The sequence below is a fragment of the Verrucomicrobiaceae bacterium genome, assembly GCA_016713035.1.
Lineage (GTDB): Bacteria > Verrucomicrobiota > Verrucomicrobiia > Verrucomicrobiales > Verrucomicrobiaceae > Prosthecobacter.
The window spans coordinates 329,391-351,788 of sequence record JADJPW010000003.1 but is presented as its reverse complement, the minus strand read 5'-3'; the positions used below and the strand labels follow the sequence as shown (position 1 = coordinate 351,788).

Annotated in this window: 19 protein-coding genes and 1 pseudogene; 6 read left to right on the top strand and 14 right to left on the bottom strand. The window is 59.9% G+C overall.

Annotation, left to right across the window (positions count from 1 at the left end):
• Positions 1 to 28 precede the first annotated feature (28 nt).
• From IPK32_12455 to IPK32_12445, 3 genes and pseudogenes are all read left to right on the top strand, one after another.
• Positions 29 to 643 carry an HAD-IA family hydrolase gene (locus IPK32_12455; protein ID MBK8092761.1) on the top strand — a complete coding sequence of 205 codons (615 nt, stop codon included), beginning with the start codon at positions 29 to 31 and terminating at the stop codon, positions 641 to 643.
• A gap of 32 nt (positions 644 to 675) precedes the next feature.
• Positions 676 to 1,293, top strand: a complete 618-nt coding sequence (locus tag IPK32_12450) for a hypothetical protein (protein MBK8092760.1) — start codon at positions 676 to 678, stop codon at positions 1,291 to 1,293.
• A gap of 71 nt (positions 1,294 to 1,364) precedes the next feature.
• Positions 1,365 to 2,445 (top strand): annotated as a pseudogene (locus IPK32_12445) (protein arginine kinase).
• A 42-nt stretch (positions 2,446 to 2,487) separates the two neighbouring features.
• Here the strand turns inward: IPK32_12445 and IPK32_12440 are convergent.
• The 3 genes from IPK32_12440 to IPK32_12430 all read right to left on the bottom strand — a co-directional run bounded on the left by IPK32_12440 (position 2,488) and on the right by IPK32_12430 (position 7,938).
• Complete coding sequence (locus IPK32_12440) at positions 2,488 to 4,647, bottom strand: VWA domain-containing protein (GenBank protein ID MBK8092759.1); 2,160 nt, start codon at positions 4,645 to 4,647, stop codon at positions 2,488 to 2,490.
• Positions 4,648 to 4,681: 34 nt separating this feature from the next.
• Positions 4,682 to 5,227 (bottom strand): sigma-70 family RNA polymerase sigma factor, encoded by a 546-nt coding sequence (locus IPK32_12435; protein ID MBK8092758.1) that lies wholly within the window; start codon positions 5,225 to 5,227, stop codon positions 4,682 to 4,684.
• A gap of 116 nt (positions 5,228 to 5,343) precedes the next feature.
• Positions 5,344 to 7,938 carry a hypothetical protein gene (locus IPK32_12430; protein ID MBK8092757.1) on the bottom strand — a complete coding sequence of 865 codons (2,595 nt, stop codon included), beginning with the start codon at positions 7,936 to 7,938 and terminating at the stop codon, positions 5,344 to 5,346.
• A gap of 108 nt (positions 7,939 to 8,046) precedes the next feature.
• On the opposite strand from IPK32_12430, the gene IPK32_12425 reads away from it, so the two are divergent.
• Both IPK32_12425 and IPK32_12420 read left to right on the top strand, forming a co-directional pair.
• Positions 8,047 to 8,994, top strand: a complete 948-nt coding sequence (locus tag IPK32_12425) for a D-alanyl-D-alanine carboxypeptidase (protein MBK8092756.1) — start codon at positions 8,047 to 8,049, stop codon at positions 8,992 to 8,994.
• Between the two features lie 55 nt (positions 8,995 to 9,049).
• On the top strand, positions 9,050 to 10,126 hold the full coding sequence (locus IPK32_12420; protein MBK8092755.1) for a 6-phosphofructokinase: 1,077 nt from the start codon (positions 9,050 to 9,052) through the stop codon (positions 10,124 to 10,126).
• A gap of 2 nt (positions 10,127 to 10,128) precedes the next feature.
• Here IPK32_12420 and IPK32_12415 read toward each other — a convergent pair whose 3' ends face one another.
• The 7 genes from IPK32_12415 to IPK32_12385 form a co-directional block, all read right to left on the bottom strand.
• Positions 10,129 to 11,145, bottom strand: a complete 1,017-nt coding sequence (locus IPK32_12415; protein MBK8092754.1) for a glycosyltransferase family 9 protein — start codon at positions 11,143 to 11,145, stop codon at positions 10,129 to 10,131.
• Positions 11,146 to 11,178: 33 nt separating this feature from the next.
• Positions 11,179 to 11,901 (bottom strand): metallophosphoesterase family protein, encoded by a 723-nt coding sequence (locus IPK32_12410; GenBank protein ID MBK8092753.1) that lies wholly within the window; start codon positions 11,899 to 11,901, stop codon positions 11,179 to 11,181.
• Positions 11,902 to 11,989: 88 nt separating this feature from the next.
• Complete coding sequence (tsaD, locus tag IPK32_12405; protein MBK8092752.1) at positions 11,990 to 13,012, bottom strand: tRNA (adenosine(37)-N6)-threonylcarbamoyltransferase complex transferase subunit TsaD; 1,023 nt, start codon at positions 13,010 to 13,012, stop codon at positions 11,990 to 11,992.
• 656 nt (positions 13,013 to 13,668) lie between these two features.
• Entirely contained in the window at positions 13,669 to 13,884 is a 216-nt protein-coding gene (locus IPK32_12400) for a CPXCG motif-containing cysteine-rich protein (GenBank protein ID MBK8092751.1), read from the bottom strand.
• Positions 13,854 to 15,506, bottom strand: a complete 1,653-nt coding sequence (lnt, locus tag IPK32_12395; GenBank protein ID MBK8092750.1) for an apolipoprotein N-acyltransferase — start codon at positions 15,504 to 15,506, stop codon at positions 13,854 to 13,856. Before lnt ends, IPK32_12400 begins: the two co-directional genes overlap by 31 nt.
• The gene (locus IPK32_12390) at positions 15,503 to 15,853 is read right to left on the bottom strand and encodes a hypothetical protein (GenBank protein ID MBK8092749.1); all 351 of its coding nucleotides are present in this window, start codon (positions 15,851 to 15,853) and stop codon (positions 15,503 to 15,505) included. The genes lnt and IPK32_12390 overlap by 4 nt, the downstream gene beginning before the upstream one ends.
• 94 nt (positions 15,854 to 15,947) lie before the next feature.
• On the bottom strand, positions 15,948 to 16,703 hold the full coding sequence (locus IPK32_12385) for an AraC family transcriptional regulator (GenBank protein MBK8092748.1): 756 nt from the start codon (positions 16,701 to 16,703) through the stop codon (positions 15,948 to 15,950).
• On the opposite strand from IPK32_12385, the gene IPK32_12380 reads away from it, so the two are divergent.
• Positions 16,702 to 19,575: a c-type cytochrome gene (locus IPK32_12380; GenBank protein MBK8092747.1), complete on the top strand. Its 2,874-nt coding sequence runs from the start codon at positions 16,702 to 16,704 to the stop codon at positions 19,573 to 19,575. The genes IPK32_12385 and IPK32_12380 overlap by 2 nt on opposite strands.
• Positions 19,576 to 19,609: 34 nt before the next feature.
• On the opposite strand, the gene IPK32_12375 is transcribed toward IPK32_12380, so the two are convergent.
• The 4 genes from IPK32_12375 to gmk all read right to left on the bottom strand — a co-directional run bounded on the left by IPK32_12375 (position 19,610) and on the right by gmk (position 22,363).
• Positions 19,610 to 20,413 (bottom strand): hypothetical protein, encoded by an 804-nt coding sequence (locus IPK32_12375; protein ID MBK8092746.1) that lies wholly within the window; start codon positions 20,411 to 20,413, stop codon positions 19,610 to 19,612.
• Between the two features lie 25 nt (positions 20,414 to 20,438).
• Positions 20,439 to 21,233 (bottom strand): metal ABC transporter ATP-binding protein, encoded by a 795-nt coding sequence (locus IPK32_12370; GenBank protein MBK8092745.1) that lies wholly within the window; start codon positions 21,231 to 21,233, stop codon positions 20,439 to 20,441.
• Positions 21,227 to 21,658, bottom strand: a complete 432-nt coding sequence (locus IPK32_12365; GenBank protein ID MBK8092744.1) for a hypothetical protein — start codon at positions 21,656 to 21,658, stop codon at positions 21,227 to 21,229. The genes IPK32_12370 and IPK32_12365 overlap by 7 nt, the downstream gene beginning before the upstream one ends.
• A gap of 99 nt (positions 21,659 to 21,757) precedes the next feature.
• A complete protein-coding gene (gene gmk / locus IPK32_12360; protein MBK8092743.1) occupies positions 21,758 to 22,363 on the bottom strand; it encodes a guanylate kinase in 606 nt (201 codons plus the stop codon).
• Between the last annotated feature and the right edge of the window lie 35 nt (positions 22,364 to 22,398).

The window sequence follows — 22,398 nt, the reverse complement described above, 5'->3', positions numbered from 1 at the left end:
CGGCGAGTTCCGCCACTCTCCGCGCCACATGTCTTCTCCAGCTTTTGTATCTGATGTCGGTAAGGTTTTGATCGACTTCGACTTCCTCCCCGCCGCACGGCGCTTGGCCGAAAAGTGCCCGCATCCAGCGGAGACCGTGCTGCGCTGCTTTGATGACATCAAAGGGCCGTATGAGGACGGGCGGATGTCGGATGCGGAGTTTGTGCGGGATGGCATGCGGCTGACCGGCTTCACCGGCACGGCGGAGGAGTTTGTGAGCATCTGGTGCGAGATTTTCACCGAAAACACGCCGATGCGGCCAGTGCTGGCATCGCTAGCTGGTAAGGTGCCGATGTACCTGCTCTCCAATACGAGCGGGCTGCATGTGGACTACTTCTGGAAGACGTATGACCTGTTTCAGCACTTCGATGGCGGAGTGTACTCGCATGAGGCGCGGTGCTCGAAGCCGGGGGAGGAGATTTTTCGCCACACGATCGAAAAATACGATCTCGACCCGGCGCGGACCTTCTATGTGGACGATCTGCTGCCGAATATCGAGACAGCGGCCAGGATGGGTTTTGAGGTGTTTCATTACAGCTTTGCGAAGCATGCAGAATTCGAGGCTGCCGTGGCAGCGTGGCGGGTAGCGCAGGGCATCGGTTGACGTGTCCGGTTTGCTGTCATAACCAGTACCTCATGCTCAAAAAGTGTGACGTATGCGAAGCCGAGGCCAGTGTTTTCCTCACCCAAATCATCAACGGTCAGATGACCACAGTAAACCTGTGCGAAAACTGCTCGAAAGAGAAGGGCGTGACCAATGAGGCCGGATTCGGTCTGGCGGAGGCTTTTGTGAGCCAATCCACACGTGCGGCAGACCCCGTTGCCGACATCGCATGCCCAGCCTGCGGCTTCACAGCTGGGCAGTTCCGCAAGATCGGCCGTATGGGCTGCCCAGAGTGCTACATCGCCTTTCAGGATGGGCTCGATAGCATGCTGCGCGGTATGCATAAAGGCATACACCACCTGGGAAAGCGTCCGAGCTCCATCCCAGCCCTGCCTACACCGTCAAAACCCCGCCGCAGTAGCGTGCCCATCACTGCGCCCAAGCCCCAGCCAGAGCCGATCATCAGCACGGCGACATCGGTGGAGCTGCCCGTCGCACCTGCGCCGCTCCCCGCGCCACCACCTGCTCCTGAAAGTGATTTGAAAAAACTCCGCGCTGAGCTCGATCTCGCGGTCAAAGAGGAGCGCTACGAGGACGCGGGCGTCATCAAGCTGAAGATCGACGAGCTCGTGAAATCCGGCGCCAAGTAGAGTGCTCCTGCACCGCGCTCGTCCTCTATCCGATCCGTGTCCCACACCCTTTTCCCATTTCACATCCTATGATGCGCTTTGCTACCCTGATCAAAAACCCTGCCGATTGGATGAAAGGCAGCGGCCCGCACTCGGACATCGTGATGACCTCACGCGTGCGACTAGCGCGGAATGTGCGCGGGTTCCCCTTTCCCGGCTTCAGCCAGGAGCACCAGCGGGTGGAGCTGCTGGAGCATACGCGTCCCGTCGTCGAGGCGCTGCCAGAGATGCGGGATGGATACAGCGTCGATTACGTGGAGCTGAGCAAAATCCGCAAGCAAGTGCTCGTGGAGCGTCACCTCGTGAGTCGTGAGCATGCTGCACGCACCACTGGCTGCGCCGTGGTGATCGATCGCCGCCAGAGTGTCTCCATCATGATCAATGAGGAGGACCATTTCCGCCTCCAGGGCATCCGGCCAGGCCTGAATCTGCGCGGTGCGTATGAACTGGTGGACCGTGTGGACAGTGAGATCGAGGCCGCTTTGCCTTATGCCTTTAATCAGCATCTGGGCTACCTCACCGCATGTCCGACGAATCTGGGCACTGGCATGCGTGCCAGCGTGATGCTGCATCTGCCCGGACTCGTGCTGCTGGATCAGATCAATCAAGTCATCAAAGCGGTGAGCAAGATCGGCCTAGCTGTGCGCGGTCTCTATGGTGAGGGCACAGAGGCGCTGGGGAATCTCTTCCAGATCAGCAATCAGCACACACTGGGCGAGGCAGAGCCGGACATCATCACCCAGATCGAAAAAAGTCATCGAAGGCGTCATCCGCAGTGAGCAGACAGCCCGCGCCAAGCTGGTCGAGGACCACGCGGTGATGCTGCATGACCAGATCGGTCGTGCCTTTGCCATCCTGCGCTATGCGCATGTGCTCACCAGCAAGGAATCGCTCAATCTGCTCTCCATGCTGCGTCTGGGGGCCGATCTAGACATCATCACCAACTGCGACCGCAGCCTGCTGGATCTGCTACTGCTCGAAATCCAGCCTGCACACCTCCAGCTCGGAGCTGCACGCGAGCTGAACCCAGAGGAGCGAGATGTCGCCCGTGCTGCCATCACCCGCTCACGCCTCCAGGTCATCACGGGGCCGCAAAATGCCAGTGCGGAGTAATGGCGGAGCTGAATTGAGCAGAGGGATCAGTCGTGAAAGGCTCTAGCGTGTCTGCTTGAGCCCTGCGGCTTTGTCGATGAGCTGGATGAACTCGCCACGGTAGCCGAGCTTGTCGCTGCCTTTGCCCTTCAGGGCGAGCTTGCGCACATCTTCCCAGGTGAGGCGGCCCACGTAGCCGGAATCACGCAGTAACATGCCAAAACCCGCCACGGCGGCGCTGAAGCTCATCTCTGGGCTAGCGGGCAGGATTTTCTCAGGATCGCAGGACACGGGGACTTCGATTTTTGCGCTCACATCGCCCTCGGGCTGTTTGTAGCGCAGTTTGACGGTCATGGCTTCATTTTGGAAAGCGGAGGCCGCAGTGGAGATGGCGGGCTTTTTCTCATTGGGCTCGTTTTTGGCCGGTGAAGTGAGGGTTTGATACTTCAGGGTGTCCACCAGGTGATCTGGCTCCACCTCTGCGGGTAGATTGGCGGGCACCAGCTCATACAGGGCCACGACGCTGTGCCCGGCACCGATCTCGCCGGCGTCCTTTTTGTCGTTGTTGAAGTCCTCTTTGGCCAGGAGGCGGTTTTCATAGCCGATGAGGCGGTAGGAGCGCACCTGCGCAGGATTGAACTCGACTTGGATTTTCACATCCTTGGCGATGGTGGCTAGGGTGCCCTGCATCTGCTCCACCAGCACTTTGCGTGCTTCACTGAGGCTGTCGATGTAGGCGTAGTTGCCGTTTCCTTTGTCCGCCAGGATTTCCATGGTGCGATCCTGTAGGTTGCCGCTGCCGTAGCCTAGCACGCTGAGAAAGACACCACTGCGGGCCTTTTCGGTGATGAAGCGATGCAGTTCCGCTGGCTGGCTGATGCCGACATTGAAGTCGCCATCGGTGCAGAGAATGACGCGGTTGATGCCGTTTGGGATGAAGCCTGCCACGGCCTGTTGGTAGGCGAGTTGGAGGCCGCCTGCGCCATTGGTGCTGCCATTGGCGCGGAGTTGATCGATGGCGGCGATGATTTGCTGATTTTTTTGGCCTCCGGTGGGCTGCAAAACGACCTGTGTGCCACTGGCATAGGTGACGAGCGAGACGTGATCATTTTCACCGAGCTGCTGGGCGAGCATGCGTAGGCTCTGCTGCACCAGTGGGAGCTTCTGGGGCTCATTCATGGAGCCAGAGACATCGACGAGGAAGACGAGGTTGCTGGCTTTGCTGCCTTTTTCGATTTCACGGCCTTTCACGGCGATGCGGGCCAGTTGATGGCGTGGCTGCCAGGGACAGGCGGCGACTTCGACCTTCACGGCAAAGGGGAGCTGTGAATCGGCGGCCGGTGCGGCGTCCTGGGTGGGGAAATAATTGATGAGCTCTTCGATCCGCACGGCATTGAGCGGTGGGAGCATGTTTTGATTCAAAAAGCGCCGCACATTGGCATAGGAGGCGGTGTCCACGTCGATCGAGAAGGTGGACAAAGGCTGCCGGATCACGTCTTGAAGCGTGTTTTCGCGGATGTGGGCGTAAGTCTCCGAATCGGGGGCTTTTTGCTCGCGAAGGAAAGAGTAACTAGATGGAGCATCGGATCTTTGTACCAAGGTGCCTGGAATGGCACCCGCTTGCGTGATGAAGCCCGACTGTGAATCACTGGGGAGTGCCATTTTCTGCGTGATCGGCAGGGCGGGCTCTGCTTGGCGAATGACTTCGGCCAGCTTGTCACCAGCTTCAGAGCTGGGAGGAACTGCTGGCATGGCTGGCAGGGAGCCCGGAAGGCCACTGAGCATGGCAGGGGGCGCTGACTCGTGCGTTGCGAGCGACATGCGGTACTCGGGCTCGAGCTTGCGGGTGTCCACGGCGGCGACTTGGGGCTTTGCGGGAGCTGTGAGGTGCTGGTAGGCCAAAAAGCCGCCGATGGCTGCGCATGCCGCGACCGCCGCCCAAGGTGCGAAATGCGAGCTGGAACGCCAATTCACGGGTTTGGCCGTGAAAGTAGGCGTGAGGGCCTTGTACATGATTTCGGAGTTTTGCAGGTCCTGGCGCTGCTGGGGGGTGAGTTCGAGTGAATCGTCTCGCAGCTCGCTCTGGAGCATTTCGCAGAAGGTTTTTGTCTCGCTGGCTTCTTGGAGTGCCTGTGGGCTCTCTCGCAGTGCGGCCTCGATGTGTTCACGCTCTTGGCTGCTCAGTTCATTGAGCGCCCAGGCGGTGATGTCTTCGTGTTTCATGGTATTAAAAATCAAAAAGGGGTTCTGGATGGGCTCAGGCGGCAGCTAGCTCGCGGTGGGGGGCGGTTTCGCCTTCTTCGAGTGCGAGCCATTTGATGCGTAGGGCGGCCACGCCGTGGTGGATGAGGTAGCCGACGTTGCCGATGCTCGTTTTCATGGCCTCGCTGATCTGCTTGTAATCGAGTCCGGCGATGAATTTCAGCCGTACGGCCTCCTGCTGGCGTGAGGGGAGTGTGTCGATGAGCTGCCGGAGGGCGGCGGCAGTCTCCTGGCGCTGCATGGAGTCGCCAGGGGCGTCCTCAGAGGAGGCTTCGAGATCGAGGGATTCGTTTTCCATAAGCACGATGCGGCGGTGTTTGCGCTGGTGGTCCAGGGCACGGTTGCGGCACACGGTGAAGAGCCAGGGGGCCAGCCGCTCATGATCGAGGGAGGGGAGGCTCTGACTGAGCTTCACAAACACGTCCTGCACGATGTCTCGCGCCTCCTCCAAGTCCCCAGTGTAGCCATGAGCATAGCGAATGAGTGGTCGCTCATAACGCTGCAAGGTTTCGAGGAATAGAGTCTGCGTGGGATCAGCCATGAAGGGCGTGTTCGCCGTGCATGACGAACCTCCGCCGACTATCTTGGGGTGTGTTTGGACTTTTTCATCCTCAAGGATCGGCCGTGGATGCGCTGGATCGGCTTTTTCCGCTGGGATCACTTGATCTGCACCCAGACGGGGCTGCTCCAGGCCATGTTGCCATCGTTTTGCTCGATGCGGAGGTAGTAGCGGTTCTCGCCGGGCAGGGGAGATTCATCCGTGTAGGTCTGGGAGAATGTCTTGGCACCGGGCTCCCACTGCTGGTGGTTCTTTTCGTTGCGGACCAAAGTGATGCGCTTGAGCGGGGCGGTGCCTTCGATGGCGAATTTTAGCACCGGTTTGCCGCTGAGGGCGATCTCGGTGCCGAGGAGTTTGTCGTTGCAGGTGAACTCGATGAAAATCTTGTCCGTCGCGGCGATGGTGCGGCGGGCATTGAGCCCTTCGATGATGCCTTCTCGGGTGAATTCCTTCACATAGACGCCGCCGTAGCTGGTGTGGGTGCTGATGTGGTCGCTGTTGGCCCAGACGCCGAGTTTGTGGCCGATTTCGAGCGCATGCTGATACACGCCGTTGTTCTTCTCGGTGAAGCTGCGGATGGGCTCACCGACGACTGGCACGCCGACGACGGTGGAGGAGTGGTTGTATTTTTCGCCTTCACGCAGGCCGACGGTGGGCTGAGGTGCATTGAGCCCCTCGTAGCTGACGCGGGCACCTTGGAAGATTTCGATGACGTTTTCCACGCGGTGGTCGATGGGCGGGATCTGATCCCAATCGGTGCCCATGCCGGTGGCACCGGTGTGGGAGATGGCGGTAACGGGCTTCCCGTAACGAGTGAGGACATCCCAGAGCTCGGTGGGGTGGAGCTCGGGCGTGCCATCGGTTTTGACGGGGAAAAGCTTCTGCCAGGGTGAGCCGAGGTAGTTTTTCCGCTGGATGTACACGATGGGGCCACCGCGCTGGGCGAAGACCATGTTCCGATGGCCGAAGGGCCACTTCTGTTCACGCTCGTAGGCGTACATGCTGGTGAAGAAGCCGGGTGCGTAGAAGACATCGACCATTTTTTGGTTCAGCCACCACTCGTAGGGGTGATAAATCTTGGCGATGTCGGTGTGGTCGCTGGTGCCGAGGGTGTCGAGCTTGCCCATGTCGATGGCGTAACGGAACTGCTCCAGCACGCAGCCGTCATTGGCGGTGATGCAGTTGGAGATGTCGGTATGGCGGTGGTAGTCGCCCCAGTAGAGCTTGTAGGTCACGCCATCATGCGTCCAGGTGTGGCGCTCACTGCGGTCACGCTCGGGGGTGGTGGGATTGATGTAGGGCGGGAAAGGTTCACGCGGGGCGGGTGCCGCAGCGGTGACGAGTGGGAGGTCCAAATCGGTGGCGATTTTGGCCAGGTGGATGCCGCTGGTTTGGTGGAGCTTGGAGCTGCGCAAATCACTGGGCCAGGTGATCCAGAGGCTGCCATCGCTTGCTAGCGAATGCTGAGTCTGCCGATCCTGCGAATACACGCTGCCTGGTATCGCGTAGGGCTTTGTCCACTGCTTTGTAACGCTGTCGTAACGCAAAATGGCGATGCGCCAGCAGTAGGCTTTGAAGTAACGCACAGTGAGCCAGGGGCGGCCGGCGGCATCGAGCATGACATGGGGCAGATTGAGCGCTGCGATCTCATTGGGGCCGGCGCGGCCTGATTCTTTGTCTTTAGCGGCGCGGGCTTTTGCCTGCTGCTCGGCCTTGGCTTTCGCTTTGGGGTTGTTGCCGCGTGGCGCGGCAGCTTTGAGTGGCTGTGGGCCGGGCAGATCTGCTAGCAGCGAGTCCGGCGGAGTGATTTCCTCCACCTTTCCACTGCCGAGATCGAGATAGGCGAAGACGGTGTTTTTGCGGCCATTGAGGCCCTGGGGATGGCCGTGGGCACGCATATCGAGCCCCCACTGCTGATTGCCGCGCTCGCAGGTGATCCAGAGGCCTTTGCCGTCCTTGGAGCCGATGGCGCTAACGCGGCCTTCGTAACGTTCGGTGGTGATGAGGGGCTTCGTTTCACCGACTTGGAGATCTGCCCGGATGGAGGCGGCGTAGATGTTGAATTCATTGCCGCGTGATGAATCAAAGAGAATCCAGGCTGTTTCACCCGCAAAGGCCACGCAGGGCTCCCAATCACCTGCGGCATCCTGGGTGACTCGGATCTCAGAGGACCAAGTTTTCTTCTTTGCCCCAAAAACACGGCAGAAGATGTCTGCGGTGCCTCCGCGCATGCCTTGATAGACGCACCAGACATCGCCAGCGGGGCTGGTGGCCGCTTTGGCAAAAGCGTGGCCGCCAGTGGCTGCGGCGGCGAGTGTGGTGATTTCGCCTTGGAGACGCCCATCGGTGATTTGGGCCGCGCGGAGCTCCATGAGGTCTTTTTCATTCACTTGAGACCAGATGACGTGCAGCACGCCATTTCCATCCGTAGCGATGGCGGGCTGGTGAATGATGCCGGGCTGTCCGATGGTCAAAACATCGCTCAAAACTCCATCGGCGAGCTTTGCGAGGTGCAGGGTGTCTTTTTCACCATCCCACTGCACGTAGGCGATGTGCGGTGTGCCATCTGCCGCCGCCGTGAGAGCAGGGAAGTCGGACTGGAGGCCCTGAGGACGCAAAACATGCGTCTGAGTCAGAATTTCCTGCGAGAATAAGGGCGCGGCGACAAGGATGAGGGCGAGGAGCGGCTTCATGACAACGCATGGAACAGAGGCGGGAGCCTCACCTTTCATCTGACAAGGCTCTTGCGGGGGGCCTGCGGGCAGCTAAAGCATGGATCGCCCCTGCTGCCATTAATTGACATGAATCGCCTGTTTTTTTCCGCTCTCGCTGCTCTCACCCTCCTTGTGACGAGTGCATCTGCCATTGCACAATCCTCTGTGATCGTGGTGGATGCCTTTAACCGCAAAGTCCACGTCGCAGGCAATGCGAACGCGAAGCGCCCTGTCGGTGGCCTCGCCAAGATCGCCACATGCATGGTGGCGCTGGATTGGGCAGAGGCCTCCAAAGTGGGTGTGGGGGTGCTGGCGACGGTGCCCGCCTATGCAGAGATGATCGCAGGTAGTGGCTCGCCACTGGGACTCCAGGCGGGTGATAGCATGACGCTGCGTGACCTGATCTACGCGACGATGATGGGCAGTGATAATCACGCGGCGATCACGCTGGGGCACTTCATCGGCCAAGACCATCTGGCGCGGCTGCGCCGCAATGGACAGCCAGTGGATGAATTCGTGCGGCAGATGAATCAGCTCGCGACCCGCGAAGGCTGCACCGGCACCCACTTCACCAATCCACATGGTGTGGAGAACTCCCGCCCTACGCCCTATTCCACCGCAGCGGACATGGCGCGGCTAGCGGTGTATGCCGTGTCTCGGCCTGCGATGCGCTTTTATACGAACCAGGCCACGCGTAGCGTCACCATCTACCGCGCTGGGCAGCAGATCAGCGTGACCGTGCAGAATACGAATCAGCTCCTCGGGATCGACCGCATCGACGGGGTGAAAACGGCCAACACCGCTGCTAGTGGCGGCTGCTGCGTCATTTCCGCAGAAAAATCCCCCAGCGTGACCGTGCAGGCGGACAATACGAGTCTGATCTACCGCCACCGCATGATCGTCGTCGTGCTGGGGAGTGGAAATCCTTTCGGAGAGGCACGCGGCCTGCTTCATCAGGGCTGGGCTGCCTATGACCGCTGGTTGGCCGCCGGGCGTCCGATCACGGACAAACGGCAAATGCTGGCGGATTTCTAGACAGGCCCGCGTAGCTGAAAATCGTGAACCTCGAATCAATCAAACAAAAAATCACATGCGAATCGGTATCTTAAATAGCGGCGGCGATTGCCCCGGTCTCAATGCAGTCATCCATGGCGTCGTCGGTGCGGCGAGCACACTCGGCTGGGAGGTCGTGGGCTTCCGCGATGGATTCGAGGGGCTGCTGCCTCCGGGTGACTACATGATGCTCGAGCCCGAGCGCACCGTAGGCATCATGAAGCTCGGTGGGACGATCCTCGGCACGACAAACAAAGGCCATTTCGTGGCCAAAGTGGGTGAGGGCAATGTCGCAATGGTGCCACAAGAGATCATCGACAAGGCCAAGACGACACTGAAGCACCTCGAAATCGGTGCGCTCATCATCGTGGGTGGTGACGGCAGTCTCACCACCGCCCTCCAGCTCTATGGAGCAGGAGTTCCAGTGATCGGTGTGCCGAAGACGATCGACAATGACCTCAGCGCCACGGCTTACACCTTTGGTTTTGACAGTGCTTACTCATCGGTGGTCGATGCCCTCGATCGCCTGCGCACGACGGCAGAGAGCCATAAGCGAGCCATCGTCCTAGAGGTCATGGGCCGCCATGCAGGCTGGATCGCCCTCTACGGCGGCATCGCTGGTGGTGCGGATGTCATTCTGATTCCAGAGATCCCATTCCAGATGGAGCAGGTCGCAAAGGCGATCCGCAGGCGTGACGCAGCGGGGGATCACAGCACGCTCGTCGTCGTGGCAGAGGGAGCACGCATGGAAAGTGGTGCACTTCTGACCAAAGGCGGTGGTGAGACCGGTGAGGTCCGCCTCGGTGGCATCGGTGATCACGTCGCCCGTGAGATCGAGCGGCTCACGAGCAAAGAGACGCGTGCTTGCACACTCGGTCATCTCCAGCGTGGTGGTTCCCCCACTGCTCTAGACCGTATCTTAGGCCTGCGCTTTGGCGTGAGGGCTGTGCATTTGATCAAAGAAGGCCAGTTTGGCCGCATGGTGAGCTACCAGCAGTATCATGTGGGAGATGTCGCCATCGAGGAGGCCGTGAATAAGCTCCGGCTCGTCTGCAAAGATGAGGAAGTCGTCCAAGCTGCCCGTGCAGTCGGCGTGAGCTTCGGGGACTGCTAATTTTAAGACGTGCACCATTGCTCCCGTGCCCACTCGCCGATGTGCTGAGCGGAAGCGGGCGTGATGCTGCGTGAGTCGGTGCATTGCGCAGGACTCAAAGCGTGGCGTGGGGCGATGCTGCCCGCTTTCCACACTTGAGCGCTGCTCGGGTAGGGGCCGACGCGGCGTGGATCACTCCAGGTATGCAGGCCTAGCACACGCTCATTGACCGCTGCGGCGATGTGCATGGGGCCGCTATCGACGCTGATGCAGCCCCGCGCCTGGCGCATGATCCACACCAGCTCCCCGAGGCTCGTCTGGTGACTCAGATCCGTCACATGGGCAGCCTGGGGCACCACAGCTCCCTCATGCATGCCGACGAGGATCACCGGATGCGGAGCGAGTGCGCTGCAAAGCGCAGCGAGTGCGTCGTCTGAGAGCGATTTCCCCTCTCCACGCGACCAGGGATGCACCACGATGCTGTTTTGCCAATCCAACGACGCCTTCGTCGGCGCAGTGCCCGCAGCCAGCTCAAAGGAGATGTCTTCCGGCTCCACGCGGATGCCGAGAGCACGCGGCAGCTCTAAATAACGGTCCACCGCATGTGCCGCAGCATCGACAGGGACGCAGTGCGTGTAAAAGCGGTCCGCCCCCTCACGTGCATCGGAAAGGCCGATCACGCAGGCCGATCCACGCCAGCGACTGATCAGCCCGCTGCGCAGCAGGCCCTGGAAATCGAGCACCACCTCCGGCTGCTCACGCGGAAGACTGCGGCATGTGTGCCGCCATTTCCAGAAGCGCAGCAGGCCCCCGAGCCCGCGAAATTGCTTTCGGGGGAAGGGGATCACCTCGTCGATGAGTGGTGAGCCCTCCAGCAGCGGCGTCCACTCCGTATTGGCGAGCCAGCGCAGCCGCAGATGCGGAAAAGCACGCCGGATGACACGCACTGCCGGCAGCGTGTGTACGATGTCACCGAGCGAGCTGGGCTTCACGATGAGGGCACTGCGGAAGTCGCGAAGAGAGGGGAGCGAGGGGCGCATGTCGTCGTGAGTCAGGCTCGTCGTGCGACCAGCTCATTTCCCCAGTGCTAACCGCTCTGCCAGGAGCGTCGGCAGTCCTGCGGCGATGATTTTGCGCTGGGCAGTCTCGATATCGTATTCGAGGCGGCGGATGGTCACCGTCTGTGCCTGCGCATCATAGATGGCATAAGAGGCCCGCCAGTCCCCATCACGCGGTTGGCCCACGCTGCCCACATTGACGAAATACTTCGTGCCGCGTGCGAGGCTGACCTCTGTGCCCCGAGAGGCACGCACGGAGTCATCCTTTTCAAAGATGCGTGGCACATGGGTATGTCCATAGAAGCACAACTGCGTGAACTGGTAGCTGAAGCTCGCCATCGCATCGAAGCGGTTCGTCACGTAGCCCCAGTTCCCCGGTGAATCGAGTGTGGCATGTACCACGGTGAAGTCCCGCACCTGACGCACCAGCTTGAGATCGCGCAGCCACTGGCGCTGCTCTTCGGTGAGCTGCTCCCGCGTCCACATGAGTGCCGTGTAGGCCAGGGGATTGAGCTCATCGAGGCTGCTATTGCCGCTGGCACCTTCGTCATGATTGCCACGCACGGTCGGGCAGTTTAGCTCGCGCACGATCTCTAGGCACTCCGAGGGATTGGCTGCATAACCGACGATGTCGCCGAGGCAGACATAGTTCGAGCAGCCCATTTCCTGGGAATCATAGAGCACGGTCTGGAGAGCTTCCAGATTGGCATGGATGTCGCCGAAGATGGCAAATTTCATCGGTTGGGGAAACGCTTGAGGGGCAGTGACGGATGCTCACCTTCGGGACGCAGGGCGGGAAATCAAGCGTTTCGGCGTCAGAACCTCTTCATACCGCTGCCACCAGCGGCAGATTGGGGTCCACCTCTGCCTCGAAAGTCGAGGTGTAGCCGCGGCGGAAACGCTGCGCCGCCGTGAAAGCGATCATGCCCGCATTGTCCGTGCAGAGCGTTGGCTCGGCCAGCAAAAGCTCCAGCCCGGCCTCTTCGCAGCGAGTCTTTAGCTGCGTGCGTAGGCCGCGATTACAGCTCACACCACCGCTGACGGCGACGAGTCGGTTTTTCGTATTCTTGGCTGCTAGGAGGAGCTTTTCCACCAGCACCTCGACGATGGCGGCCTGCACACTGGCGCAGACATCCGCCAGCGTTTGCTCGTTTTTCAGATCCACTCGCGGGAGTTCGTAAAGCACCGCCGTTTTCAGCCCGCTAAAGCTGAACTCTAGGCTGCGCCCATCCAAAAAACTGCGCGGGAACGCAAAGGCCTGCGGATCACCGCGTGCGGCCAGTTTATCGATCTCTGGTCCGCCAGGGTAGGGGAGGCCGATCATCTTCGCGACTTTATCAAATGCCTCACCCGCCGCGTCATCGCGTGTGCGGCCTAGTAGCTCGTAGTCACCGACATCACGCACTCGCACCAGCATGGTATGGCCGCCACTGACGATGAGTCCCACGCAGGGACGCACCGGCCCCTGGCCACCCATGAATGGAGAGAGCAAATGCCCCTCCATGTGATTGATCGCTAAAAAAGGCCTCTCCTCCGCCACGGCCAGCGCCTTGGCCATGGAGGTGCCGATGAGCAGTGAGCTGACCAGTCCTGGCCCACAGGTGGCCGCAAAAGCTGCCACATCATCCAGGCGGATGCCTGCATCTGCCAGCACCGCCTCCACCAGTGGCCGCACATGTAGAATATGGTTCCGAGAGGCCACCTCTGGCACCACACCGCCATATTGGCGATGGATCTCGATCTGCGATGCGATGCGACTCGCTTTCAGATTCCCATCCAGATCACAGATCGCCGCTGCCGTCTCGTCGCAGGAGCTTTCGAGGGCCAAAAGGTAATTCTCAGTTCGCAGTTCTCGGTTCACAGTTTTCCAAAAGATGCTCCTACACGGCAAACTGGGAGCCGGAAACTGAGAACTGCGAACGGAGAACCGAGAACGGTACAAAAAAACCGCCGCATCTCCTCTCGGAAAAGCGGCGGTGTGAATCCTATTCCAGGTTCCTATTAGTGCTTGTGACCAGCTTTGCAGCAGGCTTTGCCGTCTTTCGAGCAGCAGGCACTCTTTGCTTTCGCATCACAGCTAGAGCAGGAGGAAGCAGACTTGTCGCAAGTCTTGCAGGCGCAGGACGCCAAGAAGAGTGCGGACACAGCTGTCAGAATGGTAGTAAGGCGAATCATTGGGTTCTGGTCGTGTGTTAATGGTTAAACTCACTCAGATCGCCGCTTCAAGCGGCGGCCGCATTACTTGCCGGACTGGATTGGAGGAGGAGGGGGAGCCGTAGGAGCAACTTGCTGCTGCTGGCAGGAGGAAAGAACGGCAGAGGCCGCCACGAGGGTAAGGATAGCGAGTTTCATTTATTGTATGTGTGTGGGTGTTAACCGTGTTTGGGTTCCCATCCACCAGACTCCTGGCAGCGGGACGCGATTCTTTATTAGCGGCATGTTCTCGTTTTGCAAACACCGAAAACAATACTTCGCAAAATTGATAATTATCTGCACAACAACCGCCTAGCCCCAAGGCCCATTTTCTCCCAAGCCATAAGCCTGTCCCACCACCTCGCCATCCTCTTCATCAAAGGCGATTCGCATGGGCCGACAACACACCTCACAATCATAGTCCACGTCACATGGCAGCTCTCCCGGATGCGGTGCCGCCACCTCGAATTCCTCAAAGCAACTCGGGCAAATCACGCTCACGCCTGACATGCTCGTGTCCCTTTCCATCGCAGCAGGATGGTCACCAAACAGATCGCCAGCATCGCTAGGGCGAAAACATCGCCATAACGGGCATAAAAAGTGATCTCGGAGAAATGTGCGTCCATTTCACCAGGCAAGACGCCTTCGATAAAGGTGTCGCCCGTCTCTGGATCATGCAGGCGGGAGCTTTCCCGGCCATACGCGTCGATGAAGCAAGTCACGCCGATGTTCGAGCACCGCGCCATCGGCCTGCGCAGCTCCACCGCGCGGAATTTCGCATTCGCCAGATGCAGCTCCGTCTCGATGCTGTCGATGAACCAGCCGTCATTGCTGATCGCGACGATGATCTGCGGCTCCGCACGCACGAATTTCCGCGCCACACGGCCCACTGTGTCCTCAAAGCAGATCAGCGGGATAAGGCTCATTTTTTCATCCAATCGCAGCGGCTCCGTTTTCGGCCCGAAAGCGAAATCACCTGGGAAAAGAGGCCTCAGCATCGAAAACGGCCAATACTCACGCAACGGCAAAAATTCACCAAAAGGCACCAAATGCACTTTGTGATGCTCTTGGCGGTTTTGCAGGCTCCCACGCATCAAAATGGCCGAATTATAGTCCGGCTGGCCTGGCTGGCGGATTTCTGTGCCCGTCAGCAGTGCGAAAGGCTCCGTGCCGAGCGTGTCTTTGAAAAACATCTCATGCATTGCCAAATCATAATGCAGATGCGCCGGCAGCGCACTCTCCGGCCAGATGACCAGATCACTGCTCTTCGCATAAAGCCGTGTGAAGTCCCGCAGCCGCTCATAGGTCCGCGGTGCCACCGCACCCGTCATCGCATCGACCTGGGCCACATTTGGCTGCACCATCGTCACGCGTAGTTTGGGCCTGCTCTTGTGGATTTCATTCACCCGCAGCATGCCATAGGCCACACTCAGCAGCACCAGCACCATCGCTACGGTGAAATCCACTCGTGTGCGGCTCGTGCCATCGCCGCGATGCACCGCCACGAACCGCGTGATCACATTCCAGCCTGTGCAGGCCACGAAGATCGGTAAAAACGACAGTCCCATCACACCCACCAAGTCCGCAGGCTGCATCAGCGCCGCGTTTTGATGAAAAGCCACGCCCAGCCCATTCCAGCCGAATCCGGTGAATACCGTCGTGCTCCGCAGCCACTCACAGACCACCCAAGCACCCGCCGCGAGGCCAGCGCAGCGCAGTGAATGCAGCGTGCTCGCCCACCAGGCATCCCGCGTCAGCGTCGTCGCATTCGGCCGGGCAAATCGCGCCACAAACCAAGCCCACAGCCCGAAATACACTGCGCAATAAGCCGATAGGCCGATCCAGGCCCCCAAACCGAGCAACTCTGGTCCCCAGCCCGCCCACGCCCCATCCCGCGCACCGCCCATCATCACTCGCGACGAGTGCCGAATCCAAAACAGGTTCGGTAAAAAGAACGCGAGGCCCGCGAGGTAGCCGGATTTGAAATTTGAGCTTTGAAATTTCAAATACCCGAAGGGCCACAGCACCGCCAGCAGCGGGAGCACCCACACCCACACGGCGAGTTGCCAGTTCCAGCCTGGAAAGGCGAACACGAGCATCCCGCCGCTCATCAGCGGGAGGAGCCAGCGCATCCGGCGGTCGTTTTTCATTTCAGCGCAGCTTTGACCTGGGCCAGGAAGGCGGATTCCTCCACCGTCACGCCATCGCTGGCCAGCACGCTCGCCAGCAGGCACAGCGTCTCCGTCTTGGTCCACACGCCCGAGAGGACGTTGCCACGCTCGGCGATATAGGCCGCTGTCGCAGCGGGTGTCTCACAGGCATTGCGTGCCCGGTTCATCGAGTTGCAGAAGAAAATCTCACGCGGCTTCAGCGCTTCCCAGCCGATCTTATCCAGAGCCGCTTGCAGCGAAGCGTCTTCTTTGATGCTCACATGCGCATCGACAAAAATAGCGAGGATAATCAGATCGAGAGCGGCTTCACGTTGGGGCTGGGTCATGGTGGTGGGTGGAAAAGGTGCGTTATTCTTAACTCAAAGCGCCACAAGTGTGCAACCCTGCATTCCGTGTTCTCTGAAATCTGTTGTAGTGGGGCTATCGCCGCACGCCACACTGGCGCTGGAAGCGCATCGGCGTGATGCCCATGTGTTTTTGGAATTGGTGGGTGAAGACGCTTTGATCGTAGAAGCCCAGCTCCCGTGCTGTTTCGGCGATCTGTCGCCCTGCTTGTAGGGCATCGCAGGCGGCCTGGACTCGCAGTTTCATCACAAAGGCCTGCGGACTTAGCCCAAAGGCATCAATGAACTTCCGGTGCAATTGCCGGGTCGAGAGATGCGCCAGGGTCGCTAGCTCCTCCACCCGGATACGCTGCCGGAAGTGCTCACGGATGAATTCGACCGCAGGACCGATCAGCGCATACGGCTGCATCATCTCCCGTCGCTCTTCGTAGCGCTGCGTGGTGCCCATGATGCCGATTACCTGTCCGTTTTTGCCCAAGACAGGCAGCTTATTGGTGATGAACCAGTCTGGGATGCCCTGGCGATTGAAAAACAGCTCCACGATCCCCAAATGCGGCTGTGCCGAGGTCATCACCTTTTCATCATCCTGCCGGAAATGCTCGGCCAATCGCGGCGGTAGGATGTCAAAGTCGGTCTTGCCCACGATTTCCGCTTCTTCTTTGAAGCCAAAGCGCTCGATGAAATGCTGATTCGCACAGACGATGCGAAACTGCCTGTCTTTGGCAAAAAACGATATGCCAGGCAGATGATCGAAGAGTCGATAAAAAGCGCTCTCACTGGCGATTTGGCGGAGAAAGGCACGGCGGATGGGGGGCTCCGTTTGGAGGGGCATGGCGGATTGTTACAAAAAGTTGTCGGCGAAATCGAGTGGGAAGATGAGTTTGTTCGTCCTCACGATGAAATCGCTTTTGTTTCTCCTCGCCACTCTCTCCGCTGCCGCCAGCCCCATCCGCGTGCTGTATGTGGACTCACCTGGTTCCGATACGGCTCCGCTCCACGCCGCCATGCGTGACCTCGGCCGTGATGCGATCTATTTTGATTACGCGAAGGACAAAGTGGATGCGAATTTCGACCTCGTCGTGAAACCGAGTGACGATCTCAGCCGCGACGCCATCCTCTCCAAGCTCTCCGCCGAGCGCAAAGCCGCCTACGAGGCCTTTTTGGCCCAAAGAGAGCCTGAGCAGCGTGAAAAGCATCCGCAGGTCGCGAACTACGAGAAGCGCCCGGAGCCGCTCACCTTCCAGAAGCCGTTTTCGCCCAAAGGCAGCATGGAGCGCACACAGGTGCCTGCGGATTGCGAGCTGAAGCTCTTCGCCAGCGAGCCAGACATCGCGAAACCCATCGCCTTCGCGTGGGATGAGCGTGGTCGTTGCTGGGTCGTCGAAACTCGCGACTACCCGCACGGCGTCAGCGAGAACCACGAAGGCCAGGACAGCGTGAAAATCTGCGAAGACACCGATGGCGATGGCAAAGCGGACAAATTCACCGTCTTCGCCGACAAGCTCAATCTGCCCACCGGCATCGTTTTCGCCCGCAAAGGCATCATCGTGGCCGCACCGCCGCAGTTCATCTACCTCGAAGACACGGATGGCGATGACAAAGCCGACAAACGCGAGGTCATCATCGACTGCTGGGGCATCCGCGACACGCATGCACAGGCGAGCAGCCTGCATTACGGCTTCGACAACTGGATCTACGGCTGCGTCGGCTACAGCGGCATCGAAGGCTACGTCGGCGGGAAGCAGCATCAGTTCGCCATGGGAACGTATCGCTTTAAGCCGGACGGCAGCGCCATCGAGTTCCTGCACCAGTTCACGAACAACGCGTGGGGCCACAGCTACAATGATGCGGGCGATCAATTCGGCGGCACCGCGAATGGTGCGCCCATCTTCTTCGGCGGCATCCCCGCCACCGCCTACGCGGAAGGCTCACGCGGCATGACCGCGAAGAAGATCAACGTCGACGATACCTGCCACACCATCACGCCAAACTTCCGCCAAGTGGACGTCTTCGGCGGCTACACCGCCGCCGCAGGCTCGAACTTCATCTACAGCGATGCTTTGCCAAAGCGCTTCCAAGGCATGGCCATGGTCTGCGAGCCCACGATGAAGGTCGTGGCCCTCATGGACGTGCAGCCAGACGGTGCCGGCTACAAGGCGCTCGATGCCTTCAACATCTACGCCAGCAGCGACGAATGGAACAGCCCCGTGCATGCCGAGGTCGGCCCCGATGGTGCGGTGTGGGTGGCCGATTTCGAAAACTTCATCATCCAGCACAACCCCACGCCCAGCAAAGAACGCGGCGGCTTCGTGGCGACGACCGGCGTCGGTGGTGCGCATGAAAATGAGCTGCGGGATCACAGCCGTGGGCGCATCTATCGGATCGTTGCAAAAGACGCACCAAGGTATGTTGGCGGCCCCATGCCTGCTCCCAAGACCACCAGCAAAAACTGGGTTTCAGCGCTAAACCAAAACACTCAGCATGGTCGTCTTTTGGTTCAGAAGGTTCTTGTAGAAAAACAGGCATTCATCCATTCAGGAAAAGACGAATTGGTTCCAGATCTCAAAGCTGCTGTTTCAGCAACCGAAGGTAAGATTGGCTCGATTCATTCGCTATGGACACTTCACGGCCTCGAAAAACTCGACGCCAAAACCCACCAAGCCGCCCTCATCTCCAAAGACGCCAAACTCCGCCGCAACGCCATCCGCGCCCTCGGCGCCGACAAGGCCGCGCAGGACCTCTTCTTCGGCTCCGGCGTCATCTCTGATCCTGATTTGAACACACGCCTCGCTGCGTTCGTGAAGCTCTCCGACTTCGCCACGACGCCTGAGATCCAAACACTCGTCAAAAAGCTCGCCAGCGATCCTGTCGTGAAAAACGACGAATGGCTCGCCGAGGCCGCGAAGATGCTCGGGAAGAAGCACAAGGCCCTAAACTACAAAGAAGGCCCCAACCTGCTCCCCAACCCCGGCTTTGAAGAACCCATCGCCAAAACGTGGCAACAGCGCGACTACGGCAACCGCCCCGGCAACAAAGACGCGCAGTGGGGCTTCGTCACCGATCCCAAGATGGTCCACAGCGGCAAACGCGCCATGCGCTGCATCACCCGCGATGACGCCGACACCAGCTCCTTCGCCGATGTGGCACTCAAACCGAACACCGAATACCGCCTCAGTGCCTGGATCAAAACGCATGCCTTCCGCGGCAAAGCCAGCCTCAACGACCACATCGGCCGCGCCGAGACCTCGCCGAAAATCAGCCGCAACCAGGACTGGACCGAGGTGGAAGTCGTCTTCAACAGCAAGGACCGCCCGAAAGCCAGCATCAACCTCCTCCACGTCGGCAAAGGCGACATCTACTTCGACGACGTGAAGCTCTGCGAGCTCATCCTCGAAAACGAAGACGATGCGAGCAAGCTCGTCGGCGATGCCAAACGCGGCGAAAAGATCTTCTGGGAGCATCCCGTGGCCGCTTGCAAGAACTGCCACATGCTCAAAGGCCAGGGCAGCGCCGTAGGCCCCGCCCTCGACGGCATCGCCAGCCGCAAAGACGCCGCCTACATCCAGGAAAGCCTCATCAACCCGAACGCCAAGCTCGCCGAAGGCTACACCGCCACGCCGATCTCGCCGATGCCGCCGATGAATCTTATTTTGAAGCCACAGGAGTTTGCGGATGTGAAGGCGTTCATCCTGAGCCTTAAGTGAGCGATCCATCGACTGGGTCTTTGCACCGCTAGCCTCATTCTCGTCCAGCGTTCATGACTCGCAGTACATGGCGTCCGCCGAGACCTTCGGCGTTTTTTGCGGCGAGTCGGCTGGCGTATTCGGCGCAGCGCTGGAGGGGCCATTTTTGCAGGTGCCCGTGGAGAAAAGCTCCGTGGTACACGTCTCCACATCCGGTGGTGTCCACTAGCGGTGTCGCGGGGATGGCGGCTTGATGGAAAGGTGGGCCATCCGCTGTCCAGATATGACTGCCATGCACGCCATCGGTGATGACGAGCAGCCGCGCAGGCGGCTGAAGCAGGCGACTGGCGATTTCGGCCAGATCGGTGCTGCCAGCGGCTTTTTCCGCGAAGTCACGCGAGAGGATGCGCAGGTGGCTCGCCATGAGCAAATCGCGAATCGACTCCCGGTATCGGCCTGCGCCGCCATCGAAGGAAATTTCGGTGTTTTGTCGCTGGGCGGTCTCGATGGCGGCTCGGCAGGCTTTTTCATGCCGACCATTGAGATGGAGCAAAGCCACACCATCGAGCATCTGGGGCTGGAAGAGCGGCTCAGGGGCCGTGGAGGGCATGAAGATGATCTGCCGCGCACCATCACGCTGCCGCACCAGGATGGTGGCACGGGCCGGCTGCTCTGCATCGAGCAGATGGCATGCATGGCCATGGGCCTGGAGCACGGCCAGCGCTGTCGCTACCGGACCGCCTGCGTCCTCATCGCATCGGAGGGCCTGTGAGACATGCTCCTCGGCATGGAAGTCTGACACCAGATAAAAGACATCTCGTGTCGCCGCGCCGATGCCGAGGATGCTGGGGGAGGACATGGTGAGGAGTGTGCAGACTCGGTCACTATTCGTAGGCGAGTCGGACGTTTTCTCGGGAGAGGGCCTGGGCGACGGGGCCGTAGGCGACCTGTGTTTTGCGGATGAGGAGCACGTCGTCGAAGATGGCGGGTGCGGTTTGTAGATCGTGATGGCTGGCGATGAGGAGGCGGCCTTCGCGGGTGAGCTCGCGCATGAGGCGGGCGAGGTTGTCCTGGGCGGGCTTATCCAGGCCGGTGAAGGGCTCATCGAGTAGGAGCACATGGGCCTCCTGGGCTAGGGCGCGGGCGATGAAGGCACGCTGCTGCTGGCCTCCGGAGAGGGCGCGGATCTGGCGATGCTGGAGGTCCTCGAGCTGCATGGCTTTCAAAGCGCGGGCGACGATGTCAGCGTCATGCGGGGAGAAGTTTTTCCACCAGCCGAGATTGGGGTAGCGGCCCATTTCCACCAGGCCACGCACGGTGATGGGGAAATTCCAGTCCACATCGCCGCGCTGGGGTAGGTAGGCGATCTCGCGACTGCTGCGGGTGAGCGGCTGGCCGCGCCAGAGGATGCTGCCACTGTCTGCGGGGATGAGTCCTGCCAGGGATTTCAGCAGAGTGCTTTTACCAGCGCCATTCGGGCCGATGAGGGCGATGCTGCGACCGCATTCAGCACTGAGGTGGATGCCATCTAGGGCGAGGACGTCGCGGTAGCTGACGCGTAGGTCATCAATGATGAGGCGGTGATGGTGGCTGCGGGCATCTCCGCCGCCACCCCAGCAGACATGATCGCCGTGATCATGGTCGTGGGTGCAATGCGTGTGGTCGTCTGCGGTCACCATGAGAATACGAGGATGTCCTCCAGGCTGGCGTCCTCGGTCCAGCGCAGGAGTGAGCGTGAGTCGTGGCCATCAGGCTCGATTTCGATGCTGAGGGCGGTTTTGGGCGTGCCAGTGGGCCATTTGGCGCTGATTTGGAGCTCGATGCCTTTTTTGAGGTCTGGTAGCTCGATTTTGAACTCGGCGCTTTCGCTGGCCAAATCGGCCTTGGAGGCCAAATCGCGGTCTTCATGCAGGATTTGGAGTTTTTCGAGCTTTCCGGCCCACTCGATGCGCAGGCGTGCTTTGACGCGGGTGACGGGTGCGGTGCTTTTGACAGCAGATTTCGCCACAGGCGACTCTGCACGGGTAAGCCGCGACAGCACGATGCCCGCGAGCCCGAAGGCCAGCAGGAGCAGGAAGAGCTGAATCGGAGGTGAGCCGCGCATGGGTTGGTGGGGAAGGGGAATGAATCCCGCTCCACTGCTATGTGGAGCAACTCAGGCCACCAGCAACCGCCTTTTGTCGCGAAAGCTGGGCTTGTGATCTCAAATATAGAGACTGGTGCGCATGCGAGCGGCGGCGACCAGTGCATCAAAGCGTGCTCCGTCCGCCTCGCGGCTGCCACTGACGAGCACATGGCTGTATTCACGCCAATGGGTCATTTCCTCTGCCGCATTGCGCATGCGCAGCTCAAAGGCCGCCGCGTCCTCCGTCGCACGACCGCTGAGTCTGGCTCGCAGCTCATCAAGGCCGGGTGGCATGACGAAAATGTCCAGCAGGCAGCGTCGCACATGCTCGTCATCGCAATTGCGCACCTGGGTCGCGCCTTGCACGTCGATGTCGAGGATCACATCCACTCCGCGTTTCAAATTTTCGACCACATAGCTCTTCAGCGTGCCGTAGCGCCGTCCATGCACGTTCGCGTGCTCGAAAAACTCTCCCTGGGAGATTTTTTCCACGAAATCGGCTTCTTGGAGGAAGAAGTAATCTTTGCCATCCACTTCGCCAGGGCGTGGAGCACGCGTGGTGCAGCTCACAGAAAAAACTGCTTCGCCACGGTCACAGATACGGTGTGCCAGCGTCGTCTTCCCCGTGCCCGAAGGGCCGGAGAGCACGATGAGGAGGCCGAGTCGCTGCTGAGGAGAGTCCATGTGCCTGCGTTAGCGTGAGCCGCCGCCAGCGCCAA